At 53.9% G+C, this 25,720-nt stretch carries 26 protein-coding genes and 1 tRNA gene; 22 read left to right on the plus strand and 5 right to left on the minus strand.

All coding sequences use genetic code 11. The annotated features are described in order from the left end of the window. Window positions 1–73: 73 nt before the first annotated feature. Window positions 74–418, minus strand: coding sequence for a hypothetical protein (locus tag IPJ68_05910; protein QQR78574.1), 345 nt, complete (start codon window positions 416–418; stop codon window positions 74–76). Between the two features lie 121 nt (window positions 419–539). Between IPJ68_05910 and mutM the strand changes: the two genes are divergently transcribed. The 4 genes from mutM to IPJ68_05930 all read left to right on the plus strand — a co-directional run bounded on the left by mutM (window position 540) and on the right by IPJ68_05930 (window position 4,872). Then, window positions 540–1,388, plus strand: coding sequence for a bifunctional DNA-formamidopyrimidine glycosylase/DNA-(apurinic or apyrimidinic site) lyase (gene mutM, locus IPJ68_05915; protein QQR78575.1), 849 nt, complete (start codon window positions 540–542; stop codon window positions 1,386–1,388). 22 nt (window positions 1,389–1,410) lie between these two features. Further along, complete coding sequence (locus IPJ68_05920) at window positions 1,411–2,586, plus strand: DUF3048 domain-containing protein (GenBank protein ID QQR78576.1); 1,176 nt, start codon at window positions 1,411–1,413, stop codon at window positions 2,584–2,586. Between the two features lie 103 nt (window positions 2,587–2,689). Further along, on the plus strand, window positions 2,690–3,649 hold the full coding sequence (gene holA / locus IPJ68_05925) for a DNA polymerase III subunit delta (protein ID QQR78577.1): 960 nt from the start codon (window positions 2,690–2,692) through the stop codon (window positions 3,647–3,649). 5 nt (window positions 3,650–3,654) lie between these two features. Further along, window positions 3,655–4,872, plus strand: a complete 1,218-nt coding sequence (locus tag IPJ68_05930) for a hypothetical protein (protein QQR78578.1) — start codon at window positions 3,655–3,657, stop codon at window positions 4,870–4,872. 107 nt (window positions 4,873–4,979) lie between these two features. Here the strand turns inward: IPJ68_05930 and rpsT are convergent, their stop codons facing one another. Continuing rightward, a complete protein-coding gene (gene rpsT / locus IPJ68_05935) occupies window positions 4,980–5,249 on the minus strand; it encodes a 30S ribosomal protein S20 (protein QQR78579.1) in 270 nt (89 codons plus the stop codon). A gap of 131 nt (window positions 5,250–5,380) precedes the next feature. Between rpsT and ruvA the strand changes: the two genes are divergently transcribed. The 4 genes from ruvA (at window position 5,381) to IPJ68_05955 (ending at window position 9,481) form a co-directional block, all read left to right on the plus strand. Next, entirely contained in the window at window positions 5,381–5,953 is a 573-nt protein-coding gene (gene ruvA, locus IPJ68_05940; GenBank protein QQR78580.1) for a Holliday junction branch migration protein RuvA, read from the plus strand. Between the two features lie 4 nt (window positions 5,954–5,957). Then, window positions 5,958–6,977, plus strand: a complete 1,020-nt coding sequence (locus IPJ68_05945; GenBank protein ID QQR78581.1) for a peptidoglycan bridge formation glycyltransferase FemA/FemB family protein — start codon at window positions 5,958–5,960, stop codon at window positions 6,975–6,977. A 95-nt stretch (window positions 6,978–7,072) separates the two neighbouring features. Next, a complete protein-coding gene (locus tag IPJ68_05950) occupies window positions 7,073–8,140 on the plus strand; it encodes a hypothetical protein (GenBank protein QQR78582.1) in 1,068 nt (355 codons plus the stop codon). A gap of 9 nt (window positions 8,141–8,149) precedes the next feature. Then, complete coding sequence (locus IPJ68_05955) at window positions 8,150–9,481, plus strand: UDP-N-acetylmuramoyl-L-alanyl-D-glutamate--2,6-diaminopimelate ligase (protein QQR78583.1); 1,332 nt, start codon at window positions 8,150–8,152, stop codon at window positions 9,479–9,481. Between the two features lie 86 nt (window positions 9,482–9,567). Here the strand turns inward: IPJ68_05955 and IPJ68_05960 are convergent, their stop codons facing one another. Continuing rightward, window positions 9,568–9,948 (minus strand): hypothetical protein, encoded by a 381-nt coding sequence (locus IPJ68_05960; protein ID QQR78584.1) that lies wholly within the window; start codon window positions 9,946–9,948, stop codon window positions 9,568–9,570. Window positions 9,949–10,052: 104 nt separating this feature from the next. Continuing rightward, on the minus strand, window positions 10,053–10,496 hold the full coding sequence (locus tag IPJ68_05965; protein QQR78585.1) for a divergent PAP2 family protein: 444 nt from the start codon (window positions 10,494–10,496) through the stop codon (window positions 10,053–10,055). Between the two features lie 108 nt (window positions 10,497–10,604). Here IPJ68_05965 and IPJ68_05970 point away from each other — a divergent pair, with 108 nt between their 5' ends. The 10 genes from IPJ68_05970 to IPJ68_06015 all read left to right on the plus strand — a co-directional run bounded on the left by IPJ68_05970 (window position 10,605) and on the right by IPJ68_06015 (window position 19,831). After that, complete coding sequence (locus tag IPJ68_05970; GenBank protein ID QQR78586.1) at window positions 10,605–11,159, plus strand: LemA family protein; 555 nt, start codon at window positions 10,605–10,607, stop codon at window positions 11,157–11,159. A 4-nt stretch (window positions 11,160–11,163) separates the two neighbouring features. After that, window positions 11,164–13,026, plus strand: coding sequence for a DUF2207 domain-containing protein (locus IPJ68_05975; GenBank protein ID QQR78587.1), 1,863 nt, complete (start codon window positions 11,164–11,166; stop codon window positions 13,024–13,026). 83 nt (window positions 13,027–13,109) lie between these two features. After that, a complete protein-coding gene (locus IPJ68_05980; GenBank protein ID QQR78588.1) occupies window positions 13,110–13,994 on the plus strand; it encodes a M48 family metalloprotease in 885 nt (294 codons plus the stop codon). A gap of 69 nt (window positions 13,995–14,063) precedes the next feature. Continuing rightward, on the plus strand, window positions 14,064–14,576 hold the full coding sequence (locus IPJ68_05985) for a hypothetical protein (protein ID QQR78589.1): 513 nt from the start codon (window positions 14,064–14,066) through the stop codon (window positions 14,574–14,576). Window positions 14,577–14,986: 410 nt separating this feature from the next. After that, window positions 14,987–15,784, plus strand: coding sequence for a hypothetical protein (locus IPJ68_05990; GenBank protein QQR78590.1), 798 nt, complete (start codon window positions 14,987–14,989; stop codon window positions 15,782–15,784). Between the two features lie 263 nt (window positions 15,785–16,047). After that, window positions 16,048–17,472, plus strand: a complete 1,425-nt coding sequence (pyk, locus tag IPJ68_05995) for a pyruvate kinase (GenBank protein ID QQR78591.1) — start codon at window positions 16,048–16,050, stop codon at window positions 17,470–17,472. A 10-nt stretch (window positions 17,473–17,482) separates the two neighbouring features. Continuing rightward, on the plus strand, window positions 17,483–18,082 hold the full coding sequence (locus IPJ68_06000; GenBank protein ID QQR78592.1) for an MFS transporter: 600 nt from the start codon (window positions 17,483–17,485) through the stop codon (window positions 18,080–18,082). A 72-nt stretch (window positions 18,083–18,154) separates the two neighbouring features. Continuing rightward, complete coding sequence (locus IPJ68_06005) at window positions 18,155–18,679, plus strand: hypothetical protein (GenBank protein ID QQR78593.1); 525 nt, start codon at window positions 18,155–18,157, stop codon at window positions 18,677–18,679. A 251-nt stretch (window positions 18,680–18,930) separates the two neighbouring features. After that, window positions 18,931–19,017, plus strand: a tRNA-Ser gene (locus IPJ68_06010). A gap of 133 nt (window positions 19,018–19,150) precedes the next feature. Further along, complete coding sequence (locus IPJ68_06015; GenBank protein QQR78594.1) at window positions 19,151–19,831, plus strand: DUF4145 domain-containing protein; 681 nt, start codon at window positions 19,151–19,153, stop codon at window positions 19,829–19,831. A 466-nt stretch (window positions 19,832–20,297) separates the two neighbouring features. On the opposite strand, the gene IPJ68_06020 is transcribed toward IPJ68_06015, so the two are convergent. Next, entirely contained in the window at window positions 20,298–20,438 is a 141-nt protein-coding gene (locus IPJ68_06020; GenBank protein QQR78595.1) for a hypothetical protein, read from the minus strand. A 12-nt stretch (window positions 20,439–20,450) separates the two neighbouring features. Between IPJ68_06020 and mscL the strand changes: the two genes are divergently transcribed. The 4 genes from mscL (at window position 20,451) to IPJ68_06040 (ending at window position 25,713) form a co-directional block, all read left to right on the plus strand. Beyond that, window positions 20,451–20,852, plus strand: a complete 402-nt coding sequence (gene mscL / locus IPJ68_06025) for a large conductance mechanosensitive channel protein MscL (protein ID QQR78596.1) — start codon at window positions 20,451–20,453, stop codon at window positions 20,850–20,852. Between the two features lie 170 nt (window positions 20,853–21,022). Continuing rightward, complete coding sequence (locus IPJ68_06030; GenBank protein QQR78597.1) at window positions 21,023–23,623, plus strand: PAS domain S-box protein; 2,601 nt, start codon at window positions 21,023–21,025, stop codon at window positions 23,621–23,623. A 4-nt stretch (window positions 23,624–23,627) separates the two neighbouring features. Continuing rightward, complete coding sequence (locus IPJ68_06035; protein ID QQR78598.1) at window positions 23,628–24,002, plus strand: response regulator; 375 nt, start codon at window positions 23,628–23,630, stop codon at window positions 24,000–24,002. A gap of 7 nt (window positions 24,003–24,009) precedes the next feature. Continuing rightward, window positions 24,010–25,713 (plus strand): type II/IV secretion system protein, encoded by a 1,704-nt coding sequence (locus IPJ68_06040; GenBank protein QQR78599.1) that lies wholly within the window; start codon window positions 24,010–24,012, stop codon window positions 25,711–25,713. Window positions 25,714–25,720 lie beyond the last annotated feature (7 nt).

The following is a 25,720-nucleotide window of genomic DNA, read 5'->3' on the forward strand; positions in this document are numbered from 1 at the left end:
GGGGTGAAGGGCGCAAGCTGATAGAAGGAAAAGAAGACATGAAAAAACCGGCTTGTGGCCGGTTTTTTCATGGTTAGTGTTTGGTACTTCTTCGTGTGTCCTGAGCATCTCTTTCCTTCATTATCTCCTCGGCTACCGCACGAATGAGAGCGGGGTGACAGTCGGAAACTTCTTCATGTGTACGAACGAATTCTTCACAAAACTCAGGCGTAAAATCATCTATCGTGTAATGATTTAGCAGGTCCTCGACCACTTTTCCGATTTTATATTTTCTGACGACTTCGGCCGCATTGCCTGCCCGTAATTCTCCTAGTTTTTGATCATAATCTTTTTGAGCGAGTTCGACACCTTTTGGTGCCGGGTGTTCCTCTTTCTCAAAGCGATGCATACCGCCAGAGTAGAATGCTCCTTCAGCCATATTGCGTAAGTTAGTGATTACCTGTAAATCATAACATCTCGTCGGGATGGGTCCAAAGAGGATTCGCTTTTCGTTCGCTTGAAGACCTAAAAAGCATTAGAATGGGTTACTGCACAAACCTATGCCAGAACTCCCTGAAGTCCAAACAGTGGTGAGTCAACTCGGGAGGAAAATTACCGGCAAGCGGATTGCCGGTTTTTGGTCGGATTGGGAGAAGCAGGTGAAGCCGGGATTGAAGAAATTGGCGAAACTTGCGATCGGCGGAACGGTCCTTGGCACGCGGCGCATTGGCAAGCATATCGTCATCGATCTCGACAATGCTCGCTCACTTGTCGTGCACCTCAAGATGTCTGGGCACCTTCTCTATAAGGACGCGACCAACAAAAGTGCAAAGGAATGGAAAGATCCGATGAATCGCTTCATCCATCATCGGATTGATTTCGCGGACGGGTCATGGATAGATTTTTCGGATCTGCGGAAATTCGGCTGGATCGACTGCGCCGCGACAGCGGAAGTCGAAGTGATGAAGTCCATCGCGTCTCTCGGCTGCGATGCGCTTGCCGGCAAGTGTGACCTCGATTTCTTTGCGGCCCTTTTGAAACGCAGCCGTCGGAAACGGATCGCGACGCTCCTTCTCGAGCAGGACAAGATCGCCGGCATCGGCAATATCTATCGGAGCGAAATGCTCTATCGTGCTGGCATCCGACCTCTTCGACTCATCGGGAAGATAACCAAAGCCGAGCGTACCAGGCTCTTTGCGGCGATGAAGGCGGTGCTCCGGGAAGCGGTGCGGCTCCGCGGGACGACGGATGGGGATTTCCGCGATACCGCGGGCAAGCCAGGCGGCTTCCAGCGAACCCTCGCCGTCTACGGGCGCGCGGGGCTCCCGTGCAAGCGCTGTGATACAATTATCGTACGTAAAAAACTGGGGCAGCGGAGCGTTTTCTATTGCCCCGCATGCCAAAAGTAAACCGTGTAATCTTCTCTCGCATATGGAAACTCGGCAGAAAGTCATCGTCGCTGTCATCGTGCTCCTCATCGGGGGCATCGTGTACGTGTACTTTTTCGGCAATGCGGCGAAGCGAGCCGACAAGCAGATCGACATCAATAATGCGCCCAAGGTCGGAGTCGTCGATGATACGCCCAAGAATCCGGAAAATGTCAGTCCGATTTCGGGACTGCCCTGTGCGGATTGGCAGCGCCGACCGATCGCGGTCATGCAGCCGGCGGATGTATCCGCTCGTCCTGCGGCTGGATTCTCGGAAGCGGATATCGTCTTCGAACTCCCGGTCTTTACGGGATCGAATACGCGGCTGATGGGTGTCTATCTCTGCACTATCCCGCTCGATATCGGATCGATGCGGAGTGCTCGGCATGACTACATCCCGCTCGCCAAGAGCCTCGATGCTGTGTTCGTTCACTGGGGATATTCGAAATTCGCCGAGACCTTGCTCGAGCGAAAGATCATCGACAATATCGACTGTCTGACGACCTCCTTCTGTCCGCGTTGGCTCCAAACCGGCAAGATGAAATACGAAGACACTGGGCATATCACCAAGGATGGCATCGATCAGGCGATGCAAAAGTACGGCTATCGGACGACGGGCACGTTTTCCGGCTACCCGCATCAGGACGAGAAGGCCCTGGAGGAGCGGCCCGCCAGCGGTCACCTACGTCTTGCCTTCCCCAATCCTTACGACGTCTCGTATGACTACGACCGAGCATCGAATACCTATCTCCGGACATGGAATCAGTCTGTCGATACTGACAAAAACAACGGCCAGCGCATCGCCCCGAAGAACGTCGTCGTGATGTTTGCTCAGTCAGAACAGATAAAGCTCGCGACGGATTACACAGCGCGCGGGGTTCAGAATCCATGGGACCTAGTGCCCGTGGAGGAGCGCGCGGGTCTCGATTACGGTGGTGTGGGTCGGTACAACAACCTGGAGATGGGCGACCCGTGGTTCGATACGAAAGACTCAGGCGACGCATACTTCTATTTCAACGGCCAGCAGTATCATGGGTCGTGGAAAAAGGACAAGAGCAAACTCGAGAGCAAGCTCGCCTTCTTTGATGAGGCCGGGAATGAAGTAAAGTTTGTCCCAGGTCAGATCTGGGTCGAGGTCTTGGAGCCTGGACAGGGTCTGAAGTGGGAGCCGGGCGCCTAGTCCCCTCTATCAAGTTATCCCGTTGGAGCCCCGTCGTCATTGGCGGGGTTTTGGTACATCACCCCACCGAAGGATCTCTTTGACGTGATGATATACTAGGCCTATGCTCAAGTATTTCTTTGGTACCGATCACTTCCGTCTCCGGCTCCGCGAACAGGCTCTGGCCGCGGATTTTTGTTTTGCGCATGCGGGGGCAGAGCAGCAGGTCTTTGATGGACGTGATACAAACGAGCGACTCATCCCAGACCTCCGAGAGATGCTTTCAGGCGGACTCTTCGCCACACCGCGAGTCGTGCTGATTCGGCACATCGAGCTCCTTGATGAGAAGCTCTGCGCCGCCATTATCAAGCTTTTTTCAGGGATGCTGTCAGGAGACGGCTTGATAGTCGTCAGTGCGGAGCCAGTCGGTCGCGCCAAGAAAGGCAATGCGCTCCAAGTTTGGCTGGCGAAACAGGCGGAGGTTGAGGAAGTGAATCTCCTCACCGGCCGGGCGCTGACTAAATCGATTGGCGATATTCTTCAGGGTATTGATCCGCAAGCGATGATCGAGCCCCGCGCGGTCGAATCGCTTGCACTCCGGACCGCGGGAGTGACGGGACATATCTATCATGACCTGCTCAAGCTGGTACTCGCCGCAGAGGGGAAAGTAATCACGGAAACGGATGTGAAGAATCTGGTCGAGGAACCGGCAGGAGAGAGTGTCTCGTTCGTGCTCCTCGACAGCATCGTCCGGGGGCAGCGGGAGCGGGCGGTGTCGCTGCTCCGCCAAGAAGAACGCGATGATGATGCCGTGTTCAAGTTGCTCGGTCTGTTCGCTTGGCAAGTGCGCCAGGCACTGATGGTCCGAGACGAGTATGAGCGAGGGGTGTCATCACCCGACGCAATCGCTGCGACGATCGGTGCGAAGCCTTTTTCTGTCCGCAAGCTCATGCCACTCATCGGCCAGCTCTCGCTCATGCGGTTGAAGCACGCCCTGGCGCATCTCGCCGAGCTCGACCGGGGCATCAAGACCGGCCAGACCCGGCCCGGTGTCGCCCTCGACCTCTTCATCTGGAAATTCTAAAGGGTATGACATTTGAATCAACGCCCCAAATGTCTGCAGCGGGGAAGGAATTAAACAAGGAAAGAAGACAGAATCCTGAAAAATTGGCCTGGCAGGATGTCGCATGGCTGACTGATCGCCGTTCCGAGATAATTGATACGGACGTACGCTCTCGAATTCATGCGAAACATCCAGACTATGATTTTGATCGATTACATCCCCAGCTCGAGTCGTACGAACACGGTCAGCTCGATATTCAGTTTGTGGGAGTCAAACATCGGGTTGAGACTTTGGCAGCCCATCGGCAGGCTATCGAGGTGGCGATTGCTGATGCAGATATCGTTGTGCTTGAGGGTTCAGTGGGTACGAGCGGTGCAGAGCAGTCTTCTCGGGTTGTGAATGCTACAAGCCTATCTGTTCCAGGAAGAACCAAAAAAGTAAATATGAACATTCCGGAGTACGCTATTGATACGAATTCTGGACTAGCCTTCTTTTCCGAGGTTGAAAATATCGCCAGGAAACACCGAAAGCCACTCGTACTGTTTGACCCATTCTCTGACCGCCGGTTGCTTCAATCGCATTCAGCAGTCACCCTCCAAGGAGGGATAAGCCATGAGGATCGTCTGGATACTCTCAATGAACGGATACGCCAATTTTCGGAAGCAATTGGTGACGCTGGTGAAATGCTCGCTACGGGTGCGCTCACCGGAGTGGGTGCTGAGGCAGTCTGGAGAGAGAAGATAAAGCTGATGATACCTGGAGGGATTAATCCTGACCAGATAGATCAGAGTCGGCGTGAATTCATGAAACATGGTGTCGCGTACGCAGCTGGGGTGGGACTTGGGATCACAGCGATGGTAAAGGCGAAAGGGAACCAGGATGTGATTGATTATGCGACAGATCCTGATCGGGAAAGAATCTCACAGTATAACCTAACTGATTTCAGGGATGTATCAATTGCGACTGGACTCGACCGCCTTGGCGGGGCATTTCATAAGAAAATGAAAACAACAGTGATTTATGGTGCGTACCATGCAAATGGTGTTCGAAAATACCTAGAAAACCCCCGTTTGCGCGAGGTAAAGATGGCTCTCTATAAACCGTTTCGTGAAATTGCTCCGCCGGAAATGACAGCGTACCGGTATGAGCTGGCCCCAGAAGTCGTCTCGGGGAAGAAAAAAGTCCAGGACATCGCCGAGCATGATTGGGGATGTTGGAAACAAACCATCCAATTACCTTTGTAACAAAGAACTCCCCAAAAAGGGGAGTTTCGATTTCGTCGGAAGTCGCTCGCGTCCTAGTTCTTCGAGCGTACGCTCTTCGACTCTGAGGCTCAGATTCTAAGAAAGGACTACTTCGTGGCCAGTTTCTTTACCGCGGCGTTGAGGCGGGACTTGCGGCGGGCGGCATTGTTCTTCTTAATGACGTTTTTCTCTGCACCTTTGTCGAGCGCTTTCTGCGCCTTGACATACCATTCCTTGGCTCCGGCGACGTCGGCCTTAGCGATCGCTTCGCGTGTGCCTTTCACAGCGCTTTTGATGACACCCTTGATGGAGCGGTTGCGGAGTGTGTTCTTCGCGGTGACCCGCATGTACTTCTTGGCGGATTTCTTGATCGGCATGATAGTAAATCAAAAGTTAAAAATCAAAACGAAAAGAGTGGCGGAACGCGAGAATTGAGACAATCCATTTTTAGCACAGGTTCCTGCTTTAGGCAAGCCATTTCTCTCCATGGTAAAATACGGCTATACCTATGATTCGAGCGCTCAGAGGAACCCTTGGTTCCATTCATCCTAACTACGCGATTATTTTTGTTGGTGGCATCGGCTATCAGGTCTATGCTTCGCCCTATACGCTCGGTAAACTGGCTGGGATGAGTGACGTTACTTTGCATATCCACACCCATGTTCGCGAGGATCAGCTCAACCTGTTTGGCTTTATCACCGATGACGAATTGTCGATGTTCGAGCTTCTCATTTCGGTCTCAGGGGTTGGGCCCAAGGCAGCGCTCAGTATCCTCGCCATCGCCGAGCCGAAGACAATCCGGACCGCGATCGTGAACAAGGATCCATCCATCCTCACGCGGGTGTCGGGCGTGGGGAAGAAGACCGCCGAGAAAGTCATCGTCGAACTCCAGAACAAAGTCTCTTCTGTCGATATCGCGGATCAAGCAAGTGCTCTCGCGGAGCAGGACTCGATCGAAGCGCTGACATCGCTTGGCTACACGGTTTCCGAGGCACGCGATGCCCTGAAGGGCGTGCCGGCGGACATCACAAGCGTCGGCGAGCGACTCAAACAGGCGCTCAAAAGTCTTGGCAAGAAATAATTCTGTGGCGACTCGGACATTTCTCTCTACGCATGCGAAGGACGGCGGCCTCCTCCAATCTGATGAATGGGCTCAGCTTCAGGCCGCATCTGGACATACACCCTTGCATTTTCGAGGAGAAGGCTTTGAAGGAAACGCCTTTCAATATACTCTCCCTCTCTTCGGCAACTATCTCTTCATCCCGCGTGGACCGATTGTTGATGCTTCAAAAATCAAGAATCAAGAATCAAAGATGAGGGAAGAACTGTTGTGTGTAGCGCAGGCAGCACGTGCAGGGTGGATCCGGATTGAGCCACAGGCCGGGGAAGCGCTCGAGATTCTGAAGACAGTTTTCGGTAAAGCTAGAGTCATCGCCGCGCCGCGAGATACGAATCCACGCGAGATACTGATGGTGTCGCTTTCAGGCGATGTGACCACCTGGCTCGATCAGATGAAGCCGAAGACACGCTACAATGTACGTCTCGCAGAAAAGCATGGTGTCACCGTCCGTTTCTCCCGATCGAAGGAAGATATCGAGCGATTCATCGAACTCATCTACGCGACCACCAACCGGAAGGCGATTGCTCCGCATCCAAAGGACTATTATCGGAATTTCTTCGCCACTTTTCCTGACACGATGTGTACGCTCGCATTGGCCGAGCGCGATGGAGCGCCGATCGCCGCCGCCCTCCTCGTGTTCTTTGGCGAGACAGCGTATTATCTCCATGGTGGTTCGGCTGATACGAAGCGTGAGCTCATGGCTCCGTTCCTGCTCCAGTTTCGGAGTATGGAAGAAGCCAAGCGCCGCGGGTGCATGCGATATGACTTCGGTGGCGTGCGAGTTTCTTCCAAGCGTGGGGCAGACGATACCGATTGGGACGGAATCACGCGATTCAAGCAGGGATTCGCACCAAAGGCTGAAACACTCTTTTTCCCAGGGACGTACGATATTATCCTGTCACCCACGCGCTACGCGCTCTACCGGCAGCTTCACCACCTCACCGGCATCCGACAGTTTTTTCGACACATTCTTAATCACGTCTGATGACATCTTTTTTCCAGAAATTTCAGCTTGCTGGGAAACGCCAAATTTATCGAGTCTTCGTCTCACATACGATTCGGGGGATTGCTCTTTCCTGTGTGAGCGTCTACGTCCCGATCTATTTCCTAACGCGGGGGTATTCACTCATGGAAGTTGTTGGATACTATGCCCTGCTCCACATTTCTGGTCTTATCGTGGCACTCACGATTATCCCTAGACTTATCGAACGCTTTGGATTGATCCGGGTATTCAAACTCAACTACCCGTTCGAAATTGCTTACTTCGCCCTCCTATCTTTATTGCCGTTCCTCTCTCTCCCGATCTATTTGATAGCGATCATTGGCGGGATGGCGACATTTTTCTATTGGGTCCCGCTCAATATCCTCCTCATCAAAAACACTGACTTTGACAAAATGGGGACCGACCTCGCCAATTTCTTTGCGCTTCCAAAGCTCTTCTCGATCGTTGGACCACTCATTGGAGCGGCGCTCGTATACTTCGTTGGGTTTTGGTCGACGTTCTTGATCGCTATGTTCGGTCTCATGCTCTCGTATCTCCCCCTTGTCGGTATCAGTGTGAGTGAGATCAGCGTAGTGTTTAATTTCCAACAAGCTTGGGAAAAGATCAAGCAGCGGAAATTCCTCTTTTTCCTGGAAGGATTCGATAATATCATCGAGGAGTCAGAGTGGTTTTGGGGCATCTATGTTTTTCTCATCGTCGGTTCGCTGGCCGTTCCGGGTATTGTCGGAAGTCTTGAGACAATCGGAGCCGTACTCTTCACGCTCTTCATCGGTAAACGAGCGAATCACTCAGACCGAAAAATAGTTCTTTGGTCGGCGCTTGGACTCATGCTGATATCGGCGGCGCGGATATTTGTGGAGAGTCAGACAACAGCCTATGTCGTGAGTATCGTAGCTTCATTTGCCATGACCGCTTTTCTGATCTCATACTTCAGCGTTATTTACCGGGCAGTCAAAGGGGACGACGAAGAAGAATTCATTATTCTCCGTGAGATCCCGACAGTCATCGGTAGGATGATAGTATTCGGAGGTATTGTTCTTACGGCCGTCCACCAAGAGTATTATTTCCTTTTGCCGCTTTTGGCTACACTCGTGCTCGTGATTCTCTTCCTGACAAAAATGCGGACATCGGATCTCACAAAGTAGAAAGAACCTATGGCATCTCTGAAGCGTTTAATATCGAGATTCATTCCTCAGGGAGTGAAGAATACGTTGTATCATTTGCCGCTCGCTGTCTTCGCCAACGTCTGCTTCGGCTTTCCATCCCGCACCTTCACGGTCATCGGTGTGACCGGGACGAATGGCAAGACCACGACGACCAAGCTCATCGCGGCTATCGTGGCCGAGAGCGGGAAGAAAACCGCGTATGCCTCGACAATCGAGTACGGCATCGGCGAGCGACACTGGACGAACGCCTCGAAGTTCACGACTTCGTCAGCGTGGCAGCTTCAGAAATTTTTGTCAGAAGCCAAGCGGGCCGGCTGCACCCACGTCGTCCTCGAGACATCGTCGCATGCCATCGATCAGTTTCGGACCTGGGGGATAGCTTACACCATCGCGGTCATCACCAATGTGACGCGGGAGCATCTCGACTATCACAAAACGATGGCCGAATATCGGCGTGTGAAACGGAAGCTCTTTGCTAACGTCCAGATCGCCATCGTGAATATCGACATGGAGCAGCCAGAGGACTACTGCATCGCCGCGCCCGGGAAAACACTCACGTATAGCACGAAAGACGTGGCGGCGGATGTTGTCGCGACCGAGATCGAGCTTGACCTCACGGGGACGCGTTTCCTCGCGCTAGGAAAGTCGTTTCGGACAAAGCTTCCTGGACTCTTCAATGTCGAAAATGCGCTCGCGGCCATCACTACGGGTCAGGCACTCGGTATCGATACAGAAACGATGAAGCGCGCCCTCGCCACTGCCACAGGTATCCCGGGCCGGATGGAGTCAGTTCCAAATGATCGCGGGCTCGACATCCTCATCGACTACGCGGTGACGCCGGATTCGTTTGAGCAGCTCTATCGGGCGGTTGGTCCGATGCAAATCCCGGGGACGAAAATCATCCATGTCTTCGGTGCGTGTGGGGAACGTGATCGGGGCAAACGCCCGGTGATGGGGCAGATCGCATCGGAACACGCGGATGTCATCATCCTCACCAATGAAGATCCGTATCATGAAAATCCTGAGCACATCATCGACGAGATCGAAGCGGGCCTGCCCGAAGCGCTTCGGAATCCGCCAGCTGGCGGAGCATCGATGCGGGCGGGGGTGACGAAAAAGAAAGGACAAGATTATTTCCGTGTCTTTGATCGGCGAGAGGCAATCGCCAAAGCCATCGTGCTGGCCGAAACCGGCGATATCATCCTCATCACGGGCAAGGGCGCCGAGGAGACGATGGCGGTCGGTGATGCGCGCATCCCGTGGCGCGAGCGAGCCGTCATCGAGGAAATACTGCGGATAAATAAAAACGGCGGGGACTGACCCGTCGCTATTTTCTTGAGTAAAAAAATGCAGCGACTATGGAGTAGGTTCTCCTTGGTCGCTGCGGGGCGCTGGGGGCAGGGGTGTCAGGTGGTGATAAGTCTCCTGGACTCATCACCAGGGGCGGCGATAAAATCCTCTTTTCGAATGAACCGATCCGATGGTGCATGGGTTAGCCATCCGAAGAGGTAGGGTTCGTTTAGGTACGGGCTACCTTCGTGTGGTTGAGGGTACACTTCAACCAGGAATTGCCTGCCTTTTTTCGCATGTACCTCGAACGTTTGGGTATTGGATCTGCCGTCGTCTATATGGTAGACCCCGTTTACCTCAACATTTTTGGCGGTATATACAACCGGTGGCTCGTAACTATCTGGCATCGAGCGCCACCAAAGGAAAAAGCCTATCGCCAATATAGCAAACATGCCGCTGTACATCCAGCTTGGCGACTCCTTGATAAGATCAATCATGATTCACACTCCTTGCCTTGGTGGAATTTTTTGGGAAGAAACTACTACAAAACAAGCAGCACGTTCACAGGGTACACTATTTTTATGAGATTGTCAAGGGCGCGCTAGCCCAAGATGCGGATGAGGATGGTGGAGAGGAAGAAGCCGACGAAGCCGCCGACAAGCACTTCGCTGGTGCGGTGCCCGACGCGTTCTTTCAGGCGGGGGAAAGCATCAGTTGAGAGCTTCAGAGTCTGGACGAGAGTGTTCAGGTAGCGGCCCTGATCGCCGAGGTACATGCGGAGCCGGACCGCGTCATCGATGATGAGGAAAGCAACCGCAACCGCGACCGCAAAAGCCCCGGATCCGACGCCCTCATAGTAGCCGATCGAAGTGAGGAGTGAGATAGCGAAGGCGGTGTGAGCGCTCGGCATGTGGCCGTGGGTGGCGAGGTATTCGAGCTTCCAGCCATGCTTCAGTCCGAACATGACGAACTTGATGATCTGGGTGACGATACTCACGACGATCGGGATGATGAAGATAGCGTGAGCCTGGAGAAAGTCGTGCATAGTTTCCCTTAGTATAGCACCCTGCCAAGCCACTCGTGTGGCGACAACTTCTTTCCGGATGGGCAGATTCTGCTATAATGAAGGCACTGAATCCCTAATCATACATGTATGCTGAGTCTTCCACTCATCCTCATCGGTGTCGCCGTGCTGGCCCTCCTCTATGGTGTCGTGCTCTACAATGGGTTCGTCCGGCTCGCCACGCGCGTCGATGAGGCCTGGAGCGATATCGATGTCCAGTTGAAGCGCAGGTATGACCTGATCCCAAATCTCGTGAATACGGTGAAGGGCTATGCCTCCCATGAAAGCGGGCTGTTCCAAAAGGTGACCGAGGCGCGGGCACAGGCGATGCAGGCCGGCTCGGTCGGCGATCATGCGGCGGCCGAGAATATGCTGGCCGGGACATTGAAGAGCCTCTTCGCAGTCGCTGAAGCCTATCCGGACCTGAAGGCGAACACAAATTTCCTCGAGCTGCAGCGCGAATTGTCGGATACGGAAAACAAGATCCAGGCCTCACGTCGTTTCTACAACGGCAATGTCATGGAGCTCAATGCCAAAGTCGATATGTTTCCATCGAATATCGTCGCCAACATGTTCAAGTTTGTGAAACGTGAATTCTTTGAGATTGAAGAGAGCCAGAAGGAGCCAGTGAAGGTGGAATTCTAGCCGTATGACCCGGAGTTTTGGCAGGCAGGCCGTCGCGCTTGCCTGTTTTATTATTGTTTCTGTTGTCCCGGTAACTGTTTCGGCACAAGCGCAAGAAGAGAGTGAACACATCGATCGCTTTGAGAGCGATATCGTCATCGCATCGGACGGTACAATCGCAGTCACCGAGACGATACGCTATGCGTTCGGTCTAGCGGAGAAACACGGCATCTATCGGGACATCCCAGTCAATTACGCGACCTCCCTCGGCACGCGGACCGCGCTGGATATCACGGTGGAGAGTGTCACAGATGAGACAGGTAAGACGCTGACGCACGAAGAGAGTCGCTCTGGCGGCAATCTGCATATCCAGATCGGGGATGCGGACAAACTCGTCACGGGCGGGCGCACCTATGTGATTCGCTACCGGATTGATGGCGCGCTGGCGTTCTATCAGGATTTCGATGAATTGTACTGGAATGCAACGGGGCATGATTGGACGGTGCCGATCTCAGCCGCGTCTGTGATGGTCCGGACGCTTTCACCGGTCGCTGGTTGGCGGTTCGCCTGCTATGTCGGGCCGCGCGGTAGCACCGAACGTTGCGATCCGGAGCGGTCCCGTGATGTGGCTTCGGCACAGAGTGAGATGCGCATCGATTGGGACCAGAAGCTTGAGCCGGGATCGGGGATCACCGTAGCACTCGGTTTCGACAAAGGCTATGCCATCGAGCCGAGCTGGCTTGCGCGGGCAGCTTCATTCCTCGCAAACAATCCGCTGATTCTCTTGCCGTTTGTGGTGTTTGGATTCATGTTTCGGCGTTGGTATCGCGAAGGGCGAGATCCAGAGGGTCGCGGGACGATAATCCCCGAGTACGATGTGCCTGAACACCTCTCGCCGCTGCATATCGCCGCCTTCTTGGATGGTCGCCTCACCGGGAAAGAAATCCCAGCGGCGATTATCGACCTCGCGGTGAAAGGATACCTCGTGATTGATCGCGTCACCGATGACGGACTCATCTTCGATACCACCGACTATCGTCTCGTCGAGACAGCCAGCCGACCTGCCTCAGGATCCATCGAACACACACTCATCGCTGCGCTTTTCAGTGCCACGGCTTCGGTGAATGTCGAGAGCGTTCGGAAACTCCTTGCTTCTCCGTCGGCCAAACTCCTTCCAGGCTTCCTGAAGCGCTCGATCGAAGCAAGTTTACCGAAAACGGTTGGACCGTCAGAGTCAGTCGCACGATCCGTGAAAATATCTGAACTCAAGAATAAGTTCTATACCAAGATCTCAGAACTGCAAAAGCAGGCGATCGAGGAGCTCATCGCACGAAAATTTTTGGCGGCGAGTCCGCAGGATGTCTGGGGCAAGTACACTCTCTGGGGGATACTCTTCATCATTGGCGGATTTTTCCTCATCCCATTCCTCCAGCTCCAAGGGGCGAGTATCGTCGCGCTTGTGATTGCGGTCTTCATCTACGCTGTGTTTGCCTATCTCATGCCGCGCGTGACGCGAGAGGGCGCCATCGTCAAAGAGCAACTTCTCGGATTGAAAGACTATCTCCAAATCGCCGAGAAACGCCGTCTCGAATTTCACAATGCCCCAGAGAAGACGCCGGAACTCTTTGAACGACTTCTCCCTGCAGCCCTGCTTCTCGGGGTATCCGACATCTGGGCCAAGGAGTTTGCTGACCTCACGATGTCCGAGCCAGAGTGGTATCATGGCGGCTCGGCCTCCTCATTTTCTGCGACGTCATTCGCGTCCGATTTTGGTGGCTTCAACACCGCTGCCGGCTCCTCGCTCGCTTCGGCACCCTCTGGGAGTGGCTCAGGCGGCGGCGGATCATCTGGTGGAGGCGGCGGCGGAGGAGGCGGCGGGAGCTGGTAGCCGAGTCTCGACAAAGCGGCAATCTCAAACTATAATGGGCGGGCATCTCGGGTGCGTGCCCATTTATTTCTTCACTTGCGTCTATGGCCACCGCTTATTCACATTCAAGCAAAAATGTCGAGCTCACCTGGCTCTACCTGAGCATCTTTTTTCTCGCCGTCATCGGGATCGGCTATCTCTTCGCTCAGGTCTATGGCAATAGCTCCATTCTCTACGTAGCCGTCGCGTTCTCAGTCCTGACGAGTTTCGCCTCGTACTGGTGGAGCGACAAAATCGTACTTTCTATGGCGCATGCCACGCCGGTTGATCGCGAATCAAATGCGGACATCTACAACCTCGTGGAAAACCTCTGCATCACGGCTGGCCTGCCGGTGCCCCGGATCTATATCACCGAGGACGCAGCGCTCAATGCCTTTGCAACCGGACGCGATCCGGAGCACGGTGTCGTTTGTCTCACGACGGGTATCCTTGCGCGGCTGAACAAGTCAGAGCTCGAGGGTGTCATCGCCCATGAGCTGTCGCATAGCCGGAATCGCGATAGGCTGCTCTCGACGGTCGTCGTCATCCTCGCTGGCTTCATTTCGATCCTCGCTGACATGTTCCAACACTCGCTCCTCTTCCGCGGGCGCGACAATGACAACCGTGGTGGCGGACTCGTCCTCGTCGGTATCGTGCTCTCGATCCTCGCACCACTCGCAGCGCTGCTCATCCGTCTGGCTATCTCTCGCAAGCGTGAACTCCTCGCTGATGCGTCCGGTGCACTCCTGACGCGTTACCCCGAGGGCCTCGCCTCAGCCCTGGAGAAAATCTCGAGTGATCCGAAGCCGCTCGACACGGCCTCTGGCGCGACCGCACACCTTTACATCTCAAACCCATTCAAGTCGGGGAGTATCATGAAACTTTTCATGACTCACCCACCGGTCGAAGAACGCCTCGCTGCGCTCCGGGAAATGAACCTGGATCGATAAATCAACACGACTAGTCCTAAGTATAGAGCGAGCGACGTTGTGTTTCGATGTTTTGTTATTGAAAGCGCTATGGCCTGGTCCACCTTCGGTCAAAAGAAAAAATCAAGCACGCTAAAAGCGGGGAAATCCGGCCGCTACTACTTCACGCTCCACTCGGAGTACAAGATGCGCGAATATCATCTGTCGCGGCAAAGGGTCATCCGCATCATCCGCAATCCGAAAAGAACGGAAGTTGGAATTGTTGAGAATACGGTTGCTGTAATGCAGCCAGCATCTATAAAACGAGTGAGCGACAAACCTGCCCGCAATGCTACGCATAGCGTTGCAGGCGGGGAGACCTGGTCGCAGGAACTCTGGGTCATGTACAAGTTGAACCGACCACCAACAACCAACAACCCACAACGGGAAAAGAGTCAAAATTCACAATTGGGGAATCTAATCAATCAATCGGAGCTGAAGATCATTTCCGCCTGGCGGTATCCGGGAGTGAGCCCCGAGCGCGATCCGATCCCGGCTGACATCTTGCGTGAGATTGCCCGCGGACTCGAGGAAAGTGAGCTCGCCAAAGAAATGGCTGAGTAGAGCTATATCTCATAAAAAAACACTTTCAATGGCTTGAAAAAGCTCGCCCGCATCGCTACGCCCACCAGAAACGTTGTATCACTGCGGACTAGCGAAGCGTTTCGGGCGGGCCTTTTATTCTGTTTACCACAACACCAATATGTTGGTGTTGTGGCTTGTTTCAGCGGGAAAACAATAATAGTGCTTTATATAAGCCATTTCACCATACTCTGCAGTTGACTCAGAGGCTGTTTTGGTGTATACTGTTTCTTCGGTACATTACACCAGTTTTTCACTGGGGATGGATACGAATCTGTACCATCCCCCCTCAACCGGAGGACGTGCTGAGGAATGTATTCTCGAAGCACGAAATCCTGAGAGCTTGAACTTTTACAATCACCCTGTTTTACACGGCTAGGAGGCCGTTTGCCATGAATGCAATCATTCGTTTGGTCATCGCTGTACTCGTCCTGCTCGGCCTTTCCGGTTGTGCTGCTCCTCAGCCCTATATGGGATCGGGTGGGTACGCTGGTCAAACTGACCGGTACAGCGGGTACGACCCTCGCTATTCCCGGCGTATCCCACCCGGATACGTCAATCCGGACACCCCGTACATGGGTTTGCACCGAGGTCGGTGTTATTACCTGGGTTTCATTCAGCCAACGAATGACCTGTGCCTCTCGGGGCAGGTAACGGCGGGGCCTGCCAACCTGGCGGCCTATGGGCAGCCATCGCAGTACGGGACGGCGTCTGGTGTCGCACCGACCCTCGGTGGGGGCATGAGTCCAGAGGCGGCGGCGCGGGAGCTTGCTGAGCTCGAGAGCCGACCGAACCCCTGCACTTCGCAGGAGAGCACGCTCCGTACTGCCATCGGTACGGTGATCGGAGTCGCTGCGGGTGCGGCCATCACGAGTGGCCACAATCGTGGCAAAGGTGCAGTTGTCGGCGGTCTCGCTGGTGCAGCCTTCGGCAACGGCGGCGCCTCGGCGGCGTGTCAACGCTACACTGACGCCAGACTGGCGCTCCAGGCGGTCATCGACGCGGCCAAACCGCGGTGTCGCGATGAGCTCCACCAGCGCGAGGTTGATGGTCGACTCATGACCGACAAAACTCGTGACTGCGGTGCGACCGAAGTCAAGGACTTCGACCGGATTGGTCAAGGTCAACCGACTGCCAAGTCGCAGCCCATGCGGATGCAACGTCCGCCAGAAGACCTCCCGCCGAAGTAACATTCGTTACAACGGCCTCCTCCAAGCGGCGATTATCAGAACTCACCCTGATAGTCGCCGTTTTCTTTTTCCTAATTTTTTTTACCGACTCCAGGGTGCTGCGTGTGAACGCTCGCGACAAATGCTGCTTTTCAGGTATACTGGGATGTGTTCATGATTGAGTGGAGGAAAACCGGTAGTCAGTGCATCACTCCCATGAGGGGGTGCTTGTTTTCTCGGAGTATCACGGTGTCTGGTCCATCCGTTAACCACTGTCCACATATATGAAGCATACAAAAATCATCGCGACGCTGGGACCGGTTTCTGGGAACAAGGAGATGATTGGCGCGATGGCGCAGGCGGGAGCGAACGTCTTCCGTCTGAATTTCTCACATGGCGATTTTGATTGGCGACGTACCGTCATCAAGGCGATTCGTGAAGTTTCGGCGGAAACACAGAACCCACTCGCCATCCTGGCTGATCTGCAGGGGCCGCGCATCCGGACTGAAGTTATGTTTCCGATTGACGTGAAGAAGGGGTTTGCGCTGCGGGTCTGCGAACTCGCCGAACGGATCCGTTTCGGTGCCGAGGAGCCAGTCGTCGCACTCGATACGCCTGGCGTGTTGGGCAAAGTCGCGGTCGGACACCGGCTCCTCATCGATGACGGGATCATCGGACTTACCGTCACGAACGTCGGTACGGGTTTCGTCGAGGTGCAAGCCGAAAATGATGGGACGATCAAAAATCGCAAAGGGGTCATCCTCCCAGATACACCGCTCGACCTCCCCATTCTCTCGAAGAAAGACAAAGAAGATCTCGCCTTCATCCTCGAGGAGGGAGTGGAGTATCTCGGGCTGTCATTTGTCGGATCGGTCGCGGATATTGAGTCTGTGAAGCGTGAGATGGACTCGATCGTCGGATCAGTAGTGCGCAAGCCACTCATCTGTTCCAAGATCGAACGCAAAGTCGCGCTCGAGCATCTCGACGATATCATCCGGGCGAGTGATGCGGTGATGGTGGCGCGCGGCGACCTGGGGATCGAGATGCCGTCGAGTGAGATCGCGATTCTCCAGAAACAGATCATCGCTGCGAGTCTCCGCGAGGCCCGGCCGGTCATCGTCGCGACTCAGATGATGCAGAGTATGGTATCGAATCCGCGGCCGACCCGAGCCGAAGTCTCGGATGTCTCGAACGCCGTCATCGATCACGCCGATGCCGTGATGCTCTCGGAAGAAACCGCTGCCGGCAAGTACCCGGTCGAGACAATTGCGACCATGAGGGAAATCATCGAGAAAACGGAAGAGTCGCCCTTTGATGACCTATACCAGACACTTGATCTGAACCTGAAGACGGAATACGCGGTGATGATCCGAAGTGTGTATGAATTGGCGCAGAGCTTCCGTGTGAAGGCAGTCCTCGTCCTTTCAGTGAGTGGTTTCACTGCCCGGCTCCTCTCGCATTTCCGGCCGGATGCGCGGCTCCTCGTCGCGACGAACTCGATGGAAACGTGGCGTGAGCTGGCGCTCGTTTGGGGCGTGGAGCCATACCTCTTTCCTGACGACCAAAAACTAGAAACTCTTATAGAGCGTTTTATCACGAGCTTGAAAACGCAAGCTGTGCTCGTGCCGGATGATCAAGTCGCCGTCTTTTATGGCCGGACGCCCGAGCAGACGACTATGAAGCTTGTCGGTATCCGGACGGTGCACTGAGCATAGCGGTATGCAATTTTTTCTGCCGACGAAGAGAAAGGCGTTGAAAAAACAGAAGGCAAACGTCGCGCTACGTATCCTGCTCATCACGGATGGCTTGGTAGTTTTCTCAGCTGCGATGCTCGGACCGATCTATGCACTCTTCGTCCAGGGCATCGGTGGCGATATCCTCGATACCGGACTCGCTGCGGGCGTTTTCACGGCCACCGCTGGTATCGTTGTTTTTCTCTCAGGCCGTTTCAGCGACCGGATCAGGGAGAGTGAGCTCATCGTCGCTGCCGGCTACGCTATCATGGGGCTTGGCTTCTTCTCCTATGCCTGGGTGCACACAGTCGTCCAGTTACTCATCGTCCAGGTGATCATTGGCTTTGGTCAGGCGCTGTGCTCACCTTCGTTTGATGCGCTGTATTCGAAACACCTCGATCCCGAACGTTCGGGTTCGCAGTGGGGGACATGGGAATCGATGAATTATTTCGCCGTCGCGTTTGGGGCGCTCGCCGGGAGCGCGGTGGTCAGCCTCTTTGGCTTCCCTGCACTTTTCATCGCGATGGGCTGCTTCGCCTTCACGAGCGCTCTCTACATCTATTTCCTCCCCCGGAAAGTGCTTTAACGAAGTGTTATCACCGCACCCATGTATGAGGGTGGTGGTATACTGGGAGTGGTAATTCATTTGGCTACATATATGGACGAAAACGCAAATGGTGCTCCGCAATCCGGAAGTACGGGGAGTACTGGACAGGCAGAGATGAAACAAGAAGTCATGGGGTTCATCGGCAAGGTCGAGGCCTGGCTCGATGAGTACATGGTGACCAAAGCCCCGTTTCAGATCCCGATGGGTGGGAAGGAATTTCTGGCGAAGATCGCTCCGTATCTCATCATCATTGGTGTCGTGTTCTTTGTACTTTCACTCCCAGCATTACTCGGACTTGGAGCTATGTTTGGTGGTTTGGGGATGATGACTGGCAGTGCCAGCTGGGGCTTTGCGGCCTTAGTGTCGCTTGCTACCAGTGTTATCACCGTCGGCCTCGAAGCGTGGGCGGTCCCAGGGTTGTTCAAGCGGACACATGCGAGCTGGCGGATTCTCTTTTACGCATCGCTCATCTCGCTCATTGGCGGCATCCTCTCGTACAATCCGATCGGTGCCGTCATCGGTGCGATCATCGGCTGGTACATCCTGTTCCAGGTGAAGGTGCTCTACAAGAACTAATGCCGGTAGTGAAGCGGGCTCATCTGACGAGCCCGCTTTTCATTTCTCGGAAAGTCGGCTAGAATGCCTGCGTTTTCCACTGGAAGCGTGGCCTCCGCCCAAGGCGGACCAGCCTCGGGCTGGGAGTAGATAAAATATGGAAAGGTGGTCCCGCTTGGCGGGATTGAAGTCATCGCCCAGCCGCTCTCAAAAAAGGAAGGAGTCAAGGAAGTAGGGTGGTTGCGGATGAGTACACTTGAAACAGTCAATTTGGAAAGGTGGCCGAGTGGTTGAAGGCACCGCTCTCGAAAAGCGGCATACCGGAAACGGTATCGAGAGTTCGAATCTCTCCCTTTCCGCAAAAGTGAAAAAGAGGTTGCCTTGCGCGGCTTTTTTCACTTCTATGATGGGAGAGATGAGAAGTTTATGCCCCGGAGGGGTAAATCTCTCCCTTTCCGCATCAAGCACATAGTATCGAGTGATCCGGACGCTATGGAAGAACAAAAGATTACATTAGGTAAAACTACGGGGAAACTAATTAAAATCCCCTGTATTCAATGTGACCAAAAGACAAATCATCAGGTCCTTTCGTCTGTATATAGCATTTGGAATGATAGAGATATATCGTGGGATTCTCATTTTGAAATAGTAAAGTGTATGGGATGTGATTTTATCTCATTTCGTTCAGCCTCCACTTTTTCTGAGGATATAGAGACTGACCCCGATACAGGAGAAGCTATTTACCCTATAACGGAAGAGTTGTACCCAAATCGTATTATGGGTAAGAGAGCAATGAAAGAAGCGTACTTACTCCCTTATCCTTTGGCCCCAATTTATAAAGAGGTTTATGATGCGATGTGTAGAAACTCTCGAATTCTTGCAAGTACCGGCATTCGAATTTTAGTGGAAGCGATTTGTAAAGCAGAAGGAGCAAAAGGAGCAGACCTAGAAAAGAAAATAGATGATTTAGTAAAAAGGGGTATATTAACAGCAGATAATGCAGAGACATTACACAGTACTCGTTTGCTTGGGAATAGATCTGCTCATGAAGGAGAGCAGTCAACAGCAGAGGAAATAGGTGTTGCTATGGATATTGTAGAGAATTTGATGCATAGAGTTTATGTTATACCTGTAAAAGCATCAAAATTACCACATCGAAAAATTTCTAAGTAGCGACCCGACCCCCTCAATCCATTCGTCGGCCAAGACCCCTAAGAAATCCCGGAGCGGCTTGATTTCTCAAAGCTCTAGACCGATGACGCCCGCACCGAGTATCTCGTATCGGATGACCTGGGAGCCTTGAAAGAGTTGACGAGAGAACAGACCTTCCGTATACTTATGGCGTCCCTAAGAAATTTGGGGGCGATTAACAAGTTAGGATCAACTCTATGACCCAACTTTTGATTGTCCCTCGTGCTCGAATAGTTTCGAAGTGAACTTAAACTCCTTCCGCAAGGTCGGAGAGATGGATTTTCGGAACTGTGATGTCAGCTATGAGGGGCAAGATATAGTTTTTCCTTACCTTTACTAAGGAAAGTGACGTCCGGCTTGAAAAAGCTTTGCTACAACAAAGCCTGGATACTCCTCAATGGTGTCGCTCACTTTAAAAGCGTAGAGGACCCCGTAAAGTCGTCGGGTATTACGAGTAAAGGAAAAGTCCGTTTGGGTTGTAGCCCAGCGGACTTTTAGTTTTTTCTCCCAAGACTGCCTCATTAGCCGCCGGGATGATTCCCAAGTCCGGGAGGTCTTGGTGTGAGACGGTCATGTGATAAAATGACATATATAAACACCTATGCTGAAGGAATTCAAACAATTTTTGCTCAGAGGAAATGTCGTCGATCTGGCCGTCGGTGTCGTCGTCGGTGCGGCCTTCGGAACGATCGTCACGGCTCTGGTCAGCGATCTCCTCACGCCGCTCATCGCTGCGATCGTCCAGGTGCCTGATTTCGGGGGACTGTCGTTTACGCTGAATGGCAGCGAGTTCAAGTATGGCCATTTCCTGAATGCCCTCATCTCGTTCATCCTCGTTGCGGGTGCAGTCTTTTTCTTTGTCGTGAAGCCGATGAATCTGCTCATCACCAAAGCCCGCCAGGAACCATCCGCTGACCCAACGACCAAGAAGTGTCGGGAATGCCTGAGCGAGATACCGATCGAAGCGAAGCGCTGCTCGCACTGTACCCAGGTCGTCGCCTGAACACCCCCCGTTTCCTCGCCGCGGCCACAGGCGTGCCTGATGTTCGGTGGCATGGTGCGCGGGTTCAGCGAGAAAACGCAGGCTCTGTGTCACATGAAGCGCCCGTCCGAAGGGCGTTTTGTTTTTTCTTGTGATAGCATACAGCTGCAGGGGATCAATTCAACACATATATGCGCACGAGGCCCAAGGTACTTCTTTCTGTTTCCGCCGCTTTGTTTATCTTGTTCCTTTTTCTCTATCTTTTTCTCTCGAATTTGATCTCGAAAAACTACGCTGATTTTGAGCGGGGAATCGTGAGAGAAGACACGGTGCGGGTACGTGATGCGCTCGAGAGTCGGCGCGATGACTTGTATACCAAACTCGGTGACTGGGCCCAATGGGATGATACCTACGAATTTATCGGCGATGGCAATCAAGACTATATTGACTCGAACCTTCAAAATAGCGCTTTCGAAATTCTGAAGGTGAATCTGATTGCGATCAGTGACAATGACGGGAATATACTGTTCTCGAAGAACGTGATCGCCGAAGAGGCACAGCCTTTTCCTGAGTCGTTGGCGGAGCTTGTAAAATCACATGTGTACTTCACCGATTCTCAGGAGGACATAGCCCACCAGGGGGTGCTCGCGCTTCCGGAGGGGACGGTCATGTTTGCCTCGCGACCGGTCACGACCAGTGACGGCCTCGCAGAACCACACGGCCGGATTTTGTTTGGATACTTCCTCGATGACGAAGACCGGGATGCGCTCTCAGTCCTGACCCACCTCAATATCGAGATACAGCGATATGATCGTGCGGTCGCCGATCCAACACGCAGCTCAATCATCGACGGACTGAGCCGGGAGGACTTCTTTGTCCCCAGAGTGGAAAGTACCGCCGCATCGATCGCGGGTTACACTACCGTGCCGGATGCGCACACCGGTGAGCCAGCACTACTCTTGGGAGCCAAGATCCCGAGAGATATCTATGCTCAGGGACAAGCGAGCAATCATCTCTTCCTCTGGACCATGGCCGTGGCAGGAGTGATCATCACTTTGGTCGTGTTGGGCCTCTTTGAGCTTACCGTGTTGCGCAAACTCTCACGACTCGAGCGCGGTGTGATCCGGATCCGGGACGGCGGTGAGAGTCGAGGGCTCATAGACTTTCCTGATTCGCGCGATGAATTCCGCTCACTTGCCGAGGAGATGAATCGCAGCCTCACCTCGCTCTACCAGACGGAATCTCGGCTCGAGGAGCAGCGGAATGAATTGAAGAAGTTTCAGCTGGCGGCGGAAAAAAGCTATAACCACCTGATTATCACCGACGAGAATGGCATCGTCATGTACGCGAATCCGGCGGCGAGTCTGAATACCGGCTATTCAAACGCGGAAATGATGGGGGGCAAACCCTCGCTCTGGGGCAAGCAGATGCCGAGAGAGGTTTACGAGGATATGTGGCGGACGATCAAGACAGAAAAGAAAAGCTATTCCGGTGAGCTTCTCAACCGACGAAAAGATGGGACGAAATACCTCGTGTCTGCCAGCATCACTCCGATACTCGACGATGACGGACAGGTGCGGTACTTCGTCGGTATCGAACGCGATATCACGGAGGAACGTGCCCAGCGGGAACGTGATCGCGAGAATATGCAGCAGCTCGAGAGTGTCAATGGCCGGCTCGCTTCGGAAAAGGCCCGGGCCGAAGGAATACTCCGCTACCTCCGTTCCATCGCTGAGGGTGTCTTTGCGACTGACCGTCGCGGTATGATCGTGTTTGTGAATGATGCAGCGGCAGCCATGATTGGCAAGACGCCATCCGATCTCCTGGGGGAACAGTCGATTGATTTCTTCAAGTTTTATATTGGCAGTGGGAAAGAGGCGACGCGAATATTGCCATCAGCGGACGCCCTGAAACTCGGTCACCCCCGACCCTTTCCCCGGGAGGCTTTCCTCGCTCTGTCCGAAAGTTCGACCCTGCCTATCTCAGGGAGTTATGCGCCGATTGTCGAGGCGGAGCATATCTCGGGGACGATCATCGTCTTCCATGACATCACGAAACAGCATGAATTAGAAAAGATGAAGGAGAACTTCCTTTCGATCGCTGCTCACCAGCTGCGCACACCACTCGGGAGTATGCGCTGGACGATGGAGTTGCTCATGAACGGCGATCTCGGGAAGGTACCAAAGAGTGCGCATGTGGCACTCACCCAGCTGTACGACAACAGCAGTCGTATGCTGACTATCGTGAAGGATCTCCTCAATGTCTCCAAGATAGAGCAGGGGCGGACGCAGGAAGCGTTTGCCAAGACCGATATCGTAAACCTCGTGGGTGAGGTCGTGAAGGCAATGTCTGGGGCAGCCAAGAAAAAGGGGCAGCGCCTCAGCCTCGAGAAACCGAAGGCGAACATCCCTGAGCTGGTCGTGACTCAGAAGCATCTTTTCGAGGCGATTGAGAATCTTATCTCAAACGCCGTCCGTTACAACCGGGAGAGGGGGAGCGTCGTGGTTGAAGTCCGGCAGGATAAGAATTTCGTCACCGTCTCAGTCACCGATACGGGTATCGGTATCCCAAAGACCGACCAGGCGAAAATATTCAGCAAGTTTTATCGAGCGTCGAATGCCGTGAGCCACTACACCGATGGCAGCGGCCTCGGCCTCGCTGTGGTAAAATCCTATGTAGAAGAAAATGGTGGCAGCGTTTCGTTTGAGAGCGAGGAGAATGTGGGGACGACCTTCATCGTTCACTTGCCCATCGAACCAAAAAATCCGATAATTTCCACTTCAAAATTCTAGTGTTATGGCCGATAAAAGCTATGTTCTCATCGTTGAAGATGACCCGTTTTACTCGAGCGTGTACAAAGCAAAGGTAGAGAAGGAGGGAATCCGAGCGCAGATTGTGAGCGATGGCGGCGCGGCGCTCAAGGCGATCCGCGCGGAAAAGCCGACTCTCGTCGTGCTGGACCTCATCATGGCGGGTAAAGACGGTTTTCAGACGCTCGCCGAATTGAAGGCGGATGCGGCGACCAAGGACGTCAAGGTCATCGTCCTCTCCAATCTGAGCCAGGAGGAAGATGTCAAACGTGTACTCGAACTCGGCGCGGCTGAATACCACATCAAGGCGGACATCTCCATCGAAGCACTCATGCAGATAATCAAGGGCCACATGGCCTAGGAACGCTATGGCCACACAAGTTCTTTCCCAGACGGCACTAGAGAAACTACTCACTGAATACCATCTCGTCACGGCGGAGCAGCTCGACATGGCCAAGGAACGCTGTAGCCGGGAGCAGACAAGTTTCGTCGAGGCACTCCTCTGGTTCGATTTCATTTCAGATGAACAGCTCGGACGGATTATCGCGGACGCGCAAAAACTTCCGTTCATCCAGCTTTCCGAGCAGACTATAGCGGAGGAGGTACTGACGAATCTCCCTGAAGTGGTGGCACGCCGCCAACGGGCCATCGTGTTCCGTGAAGATACTCGTGGGCTCGCGCTCGCTATGGCGGATCCGGGCAATCTGGAATTTGCAAACTTTCTCGAACGAAAAACCGGGCTTCGTGTCACGCGCTACTACGCGACTGATCGGGACATCACCGAAGCATTGACGCGCTATCACCAGGGTGCGATGGAGGCGATCGAGGAACTCCTCAGTAAGAGCATCAGCGAGGCGACAGCTCTCGCGGCGGACGCGATTGATCCGCCGATCATCCGCATCGTCAACACGCTGTTTCAGTACGCGTATCAGAATCGTTCGTCTGACATCCACCTCGAGCCCCGCGAAGGGGATGCGCTCGTCCGTTTTCGTATCGATGGCGTCCTGCATGACATCGTCCGGATCCCGGAGCACATCCATGCCCAGATCATCTCGCGTATCAAAGTGAGTTCCGGTCTCCGGACGGACGAGCATCAGACGCCCCAGGACGGTAAGTTGACCGCTCCCGTCGGTGAAGAGGAAATCGATGTTCGGGTCTCTGTCATCCCGATCACACACGGAGAGAAGGTGGTGTTGCGGCTTCTCTCGGACCGCTCGCGCCAATTCTCACTTACCAATCTCGGGCTGGCAAATGAGGATCTCGCCAAGGTGCGGACCGCCTATGGCAAGCCGTATGGGATGATACTCGTGACCGGTCCTACTGGCTGCGGCAAAACGACGACCTTGTACTCCATCCTGAAGCTCCTCAATCGGCGCAACGTGAACATCGTGACGATCGAGGACCCGGTCGAGTACGATGTCGAGGGAGTAAATCAGATCCAGGTGAATCCGGAAGCCAACCTCACCTTCGCCAATGGCATCCGGAGTATCCTCCGTCAAGATCCGAACGTCATCCTCGTCGGTGAGATCCGTGATGAAGAAACGGCCAAGATCGCGGTCAATCTCGCCATGACCGGCCACCTCGTGCTCTCGACGCTCCATACAAACAATGCCGCCACGGCGATTCCGCGGCTGATCGACATGGGTATCGAGCCGTTCCTCATCGCTTCGACCGTGAATGTGATCGTCGCCGAGCGCCTAGTCCGGACCATCCATCCGGCCTGTCGCATGAGCCAGGAAGAGACACGAACATCGATCGCGGAGTCTGTGGGCGAAGAGGCGGGACGGCTCCTCTTCGGGGATGCTGAAAAACCAGAGAGTACCGTCCGTCTCTACAGCGGCAAGGGTGACTCGGGCTGTCATGGGACAGGGTATCAGGGCCGGACCGGTATTTTCGAAGTACTTGAGATCAGCGATGCAGTCCGTACAGCCATCGTCCAGTCCGCAACCGCGAGTGACATCGAAAAGTTGGCCGTGGAGCAGGGGATGCAGACTATGCTCCAGGACGGTATCCTCAAGGCCAAGCAGGGTGTGACGACCATGTCCGAAGTGATGCGGGCGTCCAAGGAGTAAACGATTT

Source organism: Candidatus Moraniibacteriota bacterium, assembly GCA_016699425.1.
Classification (GTDB): Bacteria; Patescibacteriota; Minisyncoccia; order Moranbacterales; family UBA1568; genus SSEF01.